At 63.8% G+C, this 8,424-nt stretch carries 8 protein-coding genes; 5 read left to right on the top strand and 3 right to left on the bottom strand.

The window, feature by feature from the left end; all coding sequences use genetic code 11:
* Window positions 1–27: 27 nt before the first annotated feature.
* Both H6B15_RS03555 and H6B15_RS03560 read right to left on the bottom strand, forming a co-directional pair.
* Window positions 28–1,170 (bottom strand): cysteine desulfurase family protein, encoded by a 1,143-nt coding sequence (locus H6B15_RS03555; RefSeq protein WP_204646195.1) that lies wholly within the window; start codon window positions 1,168–1,170, stop codon window positions 28–30.
* Between the two features lie 204 nt (window positions 1,171–1,374).
* Window positions 1,375–2,388: an aldo/keto reductase gene (locus H6B15_RS03560; RefSeq protein WP_204646204.1), complete on the bottom strand. Its 1,014-nt coding sequence runs from the start codon at window positions 2,386–2,388 to the stop codon at window positions 1,375–1,377.
* A gap of 160 nt (window positions 2,389–2,548) precedes the next feature.
* Between H6B15_RS03560 and proC the strand changes: the two genes are divergently transcribed.
* The 5 genes from proC to H6B15_RS03585 all read left to right on the top strand — a co-directional run bounded on the left by proC (window position 2,549) and on the right by H6B15_RS03585 (window position 7,486).
* On the top strand, window positions 2,549–3,355 hold the full coding sequence (gene proC / locus H6B15_RS03565; protein ID WP_204646206.1) for a pyrroline-5-carboxylate reductase: 807 nt from the start codon (window positions 2,549–2,551) through the stop codon (window positions 3,353–3,355).
* 25 nt (window positions 3,356–3,380) lie between these two features.
* Window positions 3,381–4,151, top strand: coding sequence for a glutamate 5-kinase (gene proB, locus H6B15_RS03570; RefSeq protein ID WP_204646208.1), 771 nt, complete (start codon window positions 3,381–3,383; stop codon window positions 4,149–4,151).
* A 29-nt stretch (window positions 4,152–4,180) separates the two neighbouring features.
* Window positions 4,181–5,470 (top strand): glutamate-5-semialdehyde dehydrogenase, encoded by a 1,290-nt coding sequence (locus H6B15_RS03575; RefSeq protein ID WP_204646210.1) that lies wholly within the window; start codon window positions 4,181–4,183, stop codon window positions 5,468–5,470.
* A 205-nt stretch (window positions 5,471–5,675) separates the two neighbouring features.
* Window positions 5,676–6,236 (top strand): RNA polymerase sigma factor, encoded by a 561-nt coding sequence (locus H6B15_RS03580; RefSeq protein WP_204646212.1) that lies wholly within the window; start codon window positions 5,676–5,678, stop codon window positions 6,234–6,236.
* Window positions 6,233–7,486, top strand: coding sequence for a hypothetical protein (locus H6B15_RS03585; RefSeq protein ID WP_204646214.1), 1,254 nt, complete (start codon window positions 6,233–6,235; stop codon window positions 7,484–7,486). Before H6B15_RS03580 ends, H6B15_RS03585 begins: the two co-directional genes overlap by 4 nt.
* 79 nt (window positions 7,487–7,565) lie before the next feature.
* Here H6B15_RS03585 and H6B15_RS03590 read toward each other — a convergent pair.
* On the bottom strand, window positions 7,566–8,424 hold an 859-nt coding region (locus H6B15_RS03590; protein ID WP_204646216.1), incomplete at its 5' end, for a glycoside hydrolase family 25 protein.

An 8,424-nucleotide genomic window follows, 5' to 3' on the forward strand; every position in this document is an offset into this window, starting at 1 on the left:
CGGTTCCTCTCATACGGTGTATTCTGTTCAGATGTGCTGCAGCTCCCGCAGGCCGCTCTTCAGCCCTTCCAGCAGGGCGTCCACGTCCTCGGGGGTATTATCGGCGCAGAAACTGATGCGCAGCGCGGTATCGATGGTGTTGTCGTCACAGCCCATGGCCGTCAGGGTATGACTGGGCTCGCCCTTCTCGCAGGCGCTGCCGCTGGACACATACACATGCCGGTCGGACAGGTAGTTGAGCATGGTCTGGCTCTTAACGCAGTGCTGGCTGAAATTGAGCACTTCGGGCACGGCGTCGGCCGGGGAATTGATGGTCACTTCGGGGATTTCGGCCAACCCGGCCCGCAGACGCTCGTTCAGCGCCTTGATGGCGGCGGTGCGGGCGGCCATGGTGCGGGCCCCCTGCTCGGCAGCCACCCCCAGCCCCACGGCGTAGGGCAGGTTTTCGGTGCCGGGACGCACACCGCTCTCCTGGCCGCCGCCCAGGATGGGGGCGGTCCAGTGGTAGCCGCTGCGCAGGTACAGGGCCCCGATGCCCTTGGGGGCATGGACCTTGTGGCCGGACACGGCCAGGCTGTCCACGTTTTTCAACGGCACCCGCACCCGCAGCCATGCCTGCACCGCGTCCACATGGACGGCGCAGCGGGAGTTGCGTTCCTTGACCCCGGCGGCGAACCGGGCAATGTCCTGCCGGGCCCCGGTCTCGTTGTTGACCGCCATGCAGCAGGCCAACACGGTGGATTTGTCCACCGCGTCGATGAGTTCGTCCACATCCAGGGTGCCGTCGGCCCGGGGCATGATCTCCACCACCGTGAAGCCCTGCTCTTTCAGCGCCCGAATGGGCAGCTGCACGCTGGGATGCTCGAACCCGGTGACCACAATCTTGTTGCCCCAGGCCCGGCGGGACGCCACAGCCCCCAGAATGGCCAGGTTGTTGCTTTCGGTGCCGGTGGCGGTGAAATACAGTTCCTTGGGCTGGCAGCCCAGCGTTTTGGCCACCTTGGCCCGGGCCGTGCTCAGCGCCCCGTGGGCCAGCACCGCCGGGTCGTACAGGCTGGACGGGTTGGCCCAGTGGTGCAGCATGGCCGTGTGGATGGCATCGGCCACGGCGGGATCCACCATGGTGGTGGCGGCATTGTCAAGATAATGCAGGTCAGCGTCAAAACGCATGGGTAGTCAAGACCTCTTTTCCGGAATTTACGGTTTGTCCGGGCAGCGCCCAAAAATGCACAAACCGATACAGAATAGATTATAGCATGGGCGCGGCGTGGAACACAAGCGCGGGACCCAAAAAATCACAGTTTCCACGAAAAAACCGCCGGGAAAGGCAGATACACTGTCTTTCCCGGCGGAAAGGGACGAAATCAGGCCGGATTATTCCCCGAAATGCTCCGCGACCTTCTTGAGCATCTGGCGGATGGGCAGCTGGTAGGGGCAGCGGGTCTCGCAGGCGCCGCACTCCACACAGGCGCTGGCCTTTACCGGCAGGGTGGCGTACCGCTGGCGGGCCCAGTCTTCCAGGCCGTAGCGGGAGATGTAGCCGTCGAACAAAAAGGCGCTGGGGATCTGGATGCCCACGGTGCAGGGAGCGCAGTAGTTGCACCGACGGCAGAACTGGGTGCCCAGGACGTCCCGCACCTTCTGGCAGGCGGCCTGCTCCTCGGCGGTGAGGGGCGCGGTGTTGGCGGCGCCCTCGATGTTGGCGGTGAGTTCCGCCGGGTCGGCCATGCCCGGGATGGCCACGGTCACATCGGGGTTGGACAGCACATACCGCATGGCCAGGCGGCCGTCCTCAATGGCACCGCCGGCCAGGGGCTTCATGGCAATGAAGCCCTTGCCCGCCGCGGCACACTTGGCGATGAGCTCCGCCCCCTGCTGTTCCACAATATTATAAGGGAACATGATGGTTTCGATCTCCGGCACTTCCAGCGCCTTCTCGAACACCGCGGCCAGATGGGCGGTCAGGCCGATATGGCCCACCTTCCCTTCCGCCTTGGCCCGCAGCAGCTCTTCCAGGGACCCGCCCGGGGCCAGGATGGTCTCCAGGTCCTTCAGGCTGGGGTTGTGGAACTGGTAGAGTTCGATGTGGTCGGTGCGCAGGTTTTTCAGGCTCTCGTTCAGCCCGGCGCGCATATCCGCTGCGGTGAGCGCCCGGCATTTGGTGGCCAGCACAAAGGAATCCCGCAGGCCCAGCTCCTCCAGGGACTGGCCGATCCAGCTTTCGCTGACGGTGTAGGCCCGGGCGGTGTCGATGTAATTGATGCCCGCCTCATGCACCGCTTTCAGCAGGGCTTTGGTGCCCGGCTGGTCGATGCGCTGGATGGGAATGCCGCCGAAACCCAGGCGGGAAATTTTCAGGCCGGTTTGGCCCAACAGAACATACTGCATAACGTCACAGCCTCCGAATCAAGAGAAAAATCGGGTATTTTCGTAGCCATTATACCAGTTTTGCCGACTGTTGTCAGCCTTTTTTGTTGACATCGGCCCCTGCGTGCGCTAGGATAAGTCAAAAGACTTTTGTGGCGTAAACGCCAGGGGGGTATTTGGGATGACGTACGGATTTATCGGCTGCGGCAACATGGGCGGCGCAGTGGCAAAGGCGGTTTGCCGGGCCACCGACCCGCAGAATGTGGTGTTGGCCAACCGCACCCCGGCCAAGGCGCAGGCCCTGGCCGCAGAGCTGGGCTGCCGCACGGCGGACAACGCCGGCGCCGCCGGGTGCGACTTTGTGTTTCTGGGCGTCAAGCCCCAGATGATGCCCGGGGTGCTGGCCGACCTGGTGCCGGTGCTGGACGCCCGGCGCAAGAACGGCGACGCCTTTGTGCTGGTGACCATGGCCGCCGGGCTGAGCATGGACCGCATTCTGGAACTGGCCGGCGGGCAGGGGCCCATCATCCGGATGATGCCCAACACCCCGGTGGCCCTGGGTGCGGGGATGATCCAGTATTGCAGCGCCCATGTGGACGCGGACAAAATGGCCGACTGGCTGCGGGTTATGGCCCCGGCGGGACGGCTGGACGAGGTGCCGGAATCCCTGATCGACGCGGCCAGCTGTGTTTCCGGCTGCGGTCCGGCCTGGGCGTATCAGTTCATAGAAGCGTTGGCCGACGGCGGTGTGGCCGCCGGTCTGCCCCGGGCCAAGGCCCAGGAATACGCCGCCCAGATGCTGCTGGGCAGTGCCCGCATGGTGCTGGAAAGCGGACAGCACCCCGGCGCCCTGAAAGACGCGGTATGCAGCCCCGGCGGGTCCACCATCCAGGGGGTACGCCTGCTGGAGGAGCGAGCCTTCCGCGGGGCGGTGACCGACGCGGTGCTGGCCGCCTACGACAAGACCAAAGAAATGGGCAAAGGCTGAATATCGCCCGCGAAAGAGGACAACTATGCGTATTGTAATCAAGATCGGCACCAGCACCCTGGCGTACGCGGGGGGACGGCTGAACATCCGCCACACCGAAGAGCTGGTCAAGACCTTCAGCGACCTGAAAAACGCCGGGCATGAGATCATCCTGGTGTCCTCCGGCGCCATCGGCATGGGGGCGGGCAAACTGCAGATTGACCGCCCCACCGACATGGCCACCAAACAGGCAGCGGCCTCAGTGGGTCAGTGCGAGCTCATGTACACCTACGACCGGCTGTTCGGGGATTACAACCACACGGTGGCCCAGATTCTGGTCACCCGGGAGGACTTCAACAGCCCCACCCGGTTGATGAACCTGGAAAACACCATCTACCGTCTGCTGCAGCTGGGGGCCATTCCCATCATCAACGAAAACGACAGCGTGGCCACCGAAGAGATTGCCGTGGGCGACAACGACACCATGGGCGCCCTGGTGGCCAAGTACATGCAGGCGGATCTGCTGGTGCTGCTCAGCGACATTGAGGGTCTGTACACCGCCGATCCCCACACCCATCCCGACGCGGAGCTGATCAGCACCGTGACCGAGATCACCCCCGAAGTGGAGGCCCTGGCCGGGGGTGCCGGCAGCAAGCTGGGCACCGGCGGCATGGCCACCAAGATCATGGCGGCCAAGCTGGCCACCTCGGCGGGGGTGGATATGGTGATTGCCAACGGCGCCAACGCCCTGGCTTTGTATGATATTGTGGCCGGCAAGCCGGTGGGTACCCGCTTTGTAGGGCGTTCCCGCCGCTGACCGGCAGTTCCTGTAAGGAGGTATGACCCATGACCACCCATGAAATTCTGCTCAACGCCCAGTCCGCCCGGCTGCCTCTGGCCCTGGCCGGCAGCGACGTCAAAGACGACGCCCTGGAAGCCATGGCGGTGGCGCTGGTGGCAGCCCAGCAGGAAATTCTGGACGCCAACCGCAAGGACCTGGACGCCGCCCGCGGCCGGGTCAGCGATGTGATGCTGGACCGTCTGGCCCTGACCCCCACCCGCCTGGCCGACATGGCCAAGGGGATGCGGGAAGTGGCCTCCCTGCCCGACCCGGTGGGAGCGGTGCTGCGCAAGATCGTGCGGCCCAACGGCATCCTGATTGAGAAGACCGCCGTGCCCATGGGGGTCATTGCCATCATCTACGAAAGCCGCCCCAACGTCACCTCCGATGCGGCCGCCCTGGCCATCAAGGCGGGCAGCGCCTGCGTGCTGCGCTGCGGCAAGGATGCCTGGGCTTCCTGCCACGCCATTGTGGAGGCTCTGCGCCGGGGTCTGCGGGAAGCAGGCCTGCCCGAAACAGCGGTCAGTCTGATCGAGGACACCACCCACGCTTCGGCCAACGAGCTGATGACCGCCGACGGTCTGGTGGACCTGCTGATTCCCCGGGGCGGCGCCGGGCTCATCCGCGCCTGTGTGGAGAACGCCACCGTGCCCTGCATCCAGACCGGCACCGGCATCTGCCACATTTATGTGGACAAGGCCGCCGACCAGGCCATGGCGCTGGACATCATCGAAAACGCCAAAACCAGCCGCCCCAGCGTGTGCAACGCGGCGGAGGTCTGCCTGGTGCACCAGGACATTGCGGCAGAATTTCTGCCCAAACTGAAACAGCGGCTGTGCGATGACCGGGCCGCCGCCGGGCTGACCCCGGTGGAGCTGCACCTGGATGAGCGGGCTGCCGCCGTCATTGAGGGAGTTCCCGCCGGGCCGAAGGACTTTGACACCGAATATCTGGATTACAAGATGGCGGTGGGGGTTGTGGACAGCCTGGAAGCGGCCATCGCTCATATTGCCGCCCATTCCACCCACCACAGCGACGCCATTGTCACCGGCGACGAGAACGCCGCCGCCCGTTTTACCACCTGTGTGGACAGCGCCGCGGTATATGTGAACGCTTCCACCCGGTTCACCGACGGCGGAGAGTTCGGCCTGGGCTGCGAGATGGGAATTTCCACCCAGAAGCTTCACGCCCGCGGCCCCATGGGGCTGGCGGAACTGTGCACCTACAAGTACATCGTGCACGGCAACGGCCAGGTGCGGGGCGGTTCGTCCGCCAAACTGGTGCAGGGGTGCTGAGCTCTCCCCCGCCTGCCAGAAAACAATCTATCTGCAAACGGGCATCCGGCCTTTGGTCGGGTGCCCGTTTTTTGCGGCAGCCGTGGCAACCCGCAGAAAAAATATGCTATACTTTTTGCAAACCATGTAACCTGTGAACCAAAAAGAACGCTTATGAGGGTGAAAGCCCCTGAACCCGAAACCGAAAAGAAAGGAGAGGTCCGCCTTGGATGACACTGTCATTGTGGATTTGTACCTGTCCCGGGACGAAACAGCCATCCGGCACACCACCGAAAAGTTCGGGCCCCGTCTGCGTTCTTTGGCCTATGCCATCGTGCAGGACCGCCAGACCGCCGAGGAATGCGAAAACGATACCTACTGGGAAGCCTGGAAGGCCATTCCGCCCCACGAGCCCCGACGCTATCTGTACAACTTTCTGGCCTGCATCACCCGACATCTCTCCCTGGATGTCTGCAGGCGGCGGGACCGGCTCAAACGCAAGGCCTTTGTCTGTGAGCTCAGCGACGAGATGGAAGAGTGCATCCCCGCTCCCGACGATGTGGAGTGCCGTCTGGATGAGAAGACTCTGGCCCGCCTCCTCAACGAATTCTTGGCCGCCCTGCCCCCGGAAAAGCGGAACATCTTTGTGCGCCGGTACTGGTATCTGGACCCGGTGGCCGACATTGCCAAACGGTATTCCCTGTCCCAGAGCAAGGTCAAGACCACCCTGTTCCGCTGCCGCAACCAGCTGCGGGACCGCCTGGAAAAGGAGGGATTTGCCCTGTGAGAGGCTTTGAACTTTTGGACAAGATGGGGCTGATTGCCCCCGCCTACGTGGAGGCTGCCGCGGTGCAGCCGAAACGCCGGTCCCCTGCCCTGCTGAGGTGGGGCGCCGCAGCGGCCTGTCTGGCGGTTCTGGGATACGGTGCGGCGGTTTTCCTGCCCGCGCAGCCCGGCGTGGACGGCCCCGCGGTGGGCTCGGCCACCGACCTGCCGCTGCTGACCCTGCCCGAATCCCCGGGTGGGGGCATGGGCTTCGAAGGGCTGATGGCCTACGACAGCTCGGAACTGGTCAACAACAATCCCTGGAGCGAGGAACTGTCCCTGACCACCCTGCCGGTGTTCCGCAACCCCATCACCTATGAAACACCCTTCCACATGCCCGTCGGCATCGACCCGGACGCCATGCGTGCCCTGCTGGTGGATGTGGCCGGGCGGTTCGGGTGGGAAGAAAGCGAGCTGAGCGTCACCGACAACGCCTACGACGAAGGACACAAGACCGCCCTGAAAGAGCAGATGGCCCAGGCCGGGATCACCGACGTGCCGGAGGAATACTTTGCCCCTACCCGGCTCACGGCCAAGGGTGACGGGGTGTCCATTGACGTGGACCTGAACGGGATTGCCGCCGTCTGGTTCGAGCCCACCCTGTCCCTGCCGGAGGAATACCCCCTCACCCGGCAGGCTTCCTGTGAGGAGCTGACCCGCACCGCCCAGTATCTGGCGACCACCTACGCGGACGTGCTGGGCATGGAACAGCCGGTGGTGAACCTTGACGGCGGAAGTTACAGCTTTTCCGGGGAGACGAGTGGGTATACCCTCTCCTTCTATGAAGGCGCCGGCAGTGACACCGACCGGATTCTGGCCTACAATTTCCGGCAGGTGAGTTTCTATGGCGATGACGAGGGCGGTTTGCACCTGGTGCGGATCCGCGAACCCGATCTGAGCCGGAAGCTGGGCGACTACCCCATCATCACCGCCGACCGTGCCCGGGAACTGCTCTGCCAGGGGTACTACCTGACCACCGTGCCCTGCGAGATGCCGGGAGAAGAATTCATCCGCAAGGTGGAACTGGTCTATCGCACCGGCACCGAGGAAGAATGCTGGATGCCCTACTACCGCTTCTGGGTGGAGGTGGACGACGTGCCGGCCGCTGCGGACCAGGACCCCGACCTGAAAACCTTCGGCGCCTACTATGTGCCCGCGGTGTCTCAGGAATACCTGACCGAGCTGCCCCTGTGGGACGGAAATTTCAACTGAACAGCCCGATTTGGTGGAAAACAAAATCACCCGGACGCGATGGTCCGGGTGATTTTTGTATACGATGGGGAGCGGGGCATCAGCCCAGGTTCATATCCACGTTGCCCTTGATGCCGCTGACCTTGCCGGTGCTGGTGTACTGCCAGATGTTGTAGCTGTAGGCAAAGTCCAGCGTATCGCGGTACTGGGCGATCCAGATGCGGTACTTGCTCACGTTGGCAAAGTTCAGGGAGTTATAGAACCAGCTGGCGTAGGAGTAGACGCCCGCGCTGTATCCGGCATTGCGGATGGTCTCGCAGAAGGCCACGGCGCAGGCGGTGCGCTGAGCGGCGCTGATGGTATCGGCACGGCCGGTATCTCCGGCCACCTTCTCGGTGTCATAGTAGACGCCGTAGGGCAGGCTGTACCCCTGCACCAGGCTCAGCACCATGCTGGCTTCCTCCACGGCTTCGGCCTCGTTGATAGCCTGGCTGTAGAAGTAGACGCCCACCTTGATGCCGGCGGCGGTAGCGCCCTGAATGTTGCGGCGGAAGGTGGAATCTTCCACCAGAGCGCCGCTGCCGTAGCCGCGGTAGCCACAGCGGATGATGGCAAAGGTGATGCCGTCCGCCTTGACAGCGTTCCAGTCGATGGTGCCCTGGAACTTGGAAACGTCGATGCCGCGTTCCTTCTGACCCAGCACACCGGAGGCACTGAAGGTGTAGACGTTGCCGTCGATGACCTGGGTGCCGGTGACCGGCTGGTGGGTGACGGGATCGTAGTAGTACTGCTTGCCGTCGATGGTCTGCCAGCCGCTGTACTGATAGGTGGTTTCGGTCTTGGCCTCCACCGCAAAGCCGTAGTCCGCCAGCTTGGACGCTTCGATCTGGTCCGGCCAGTTGGCGTCGATGGGTGCGGGCGTGGGGGTTGGTGCCTGGGTCGGCGCCGGGGTGGCGGTG

Origin of the sequence: Gemmiger formicilis, from assembly GCF_016900095.1 — a bacterium.
GTDB classification, from domain to species: Bacteria; Bacillota; Clostridia; order Oscillospirales; family Ruminococcaceae; genus Gemmiger; species Gemmiger formicilis_A.

Excerpts from the sequence above, each read along its gene's own strand:
- H6B15_RS03555 (WP_204646195.1), bottom strand. The coding sequence starts at position 1,170 with ATGCGTTTTGACGCTGACCTGCATTATCTTGACAATGCCGCCACCACC.
- H6B15_RS03560 (WP_204646204.1), bottom strand. The coding sequence starts at position 2,388 with ATGCAGTATGTTCTGTTGGGCCAAACCGGCCTGAAAATTTCCCGCCTG.
- proC (WP_204646206.1), top strand. The coding sequence starts at position 2,549 with ATGACGTACGGATTTATCGGCTGCGGCAACATGGGCGGCGCAGTGGCA.
- proB (WP_204646208.1), top strand. The coding sequence starts at position 3,381 with ATGCGTATTGTAATCAAGATCGGCACCAGCACCCTGGCGTACGCGGGG.
- H6B15_RS03575 (WP_204646210.1), top strand. The coding sequence starts at position 4,181 with ATGACCACCCATGAAATTCTGCTCAACGCCCAGTCCGCCCGGCTGCCT.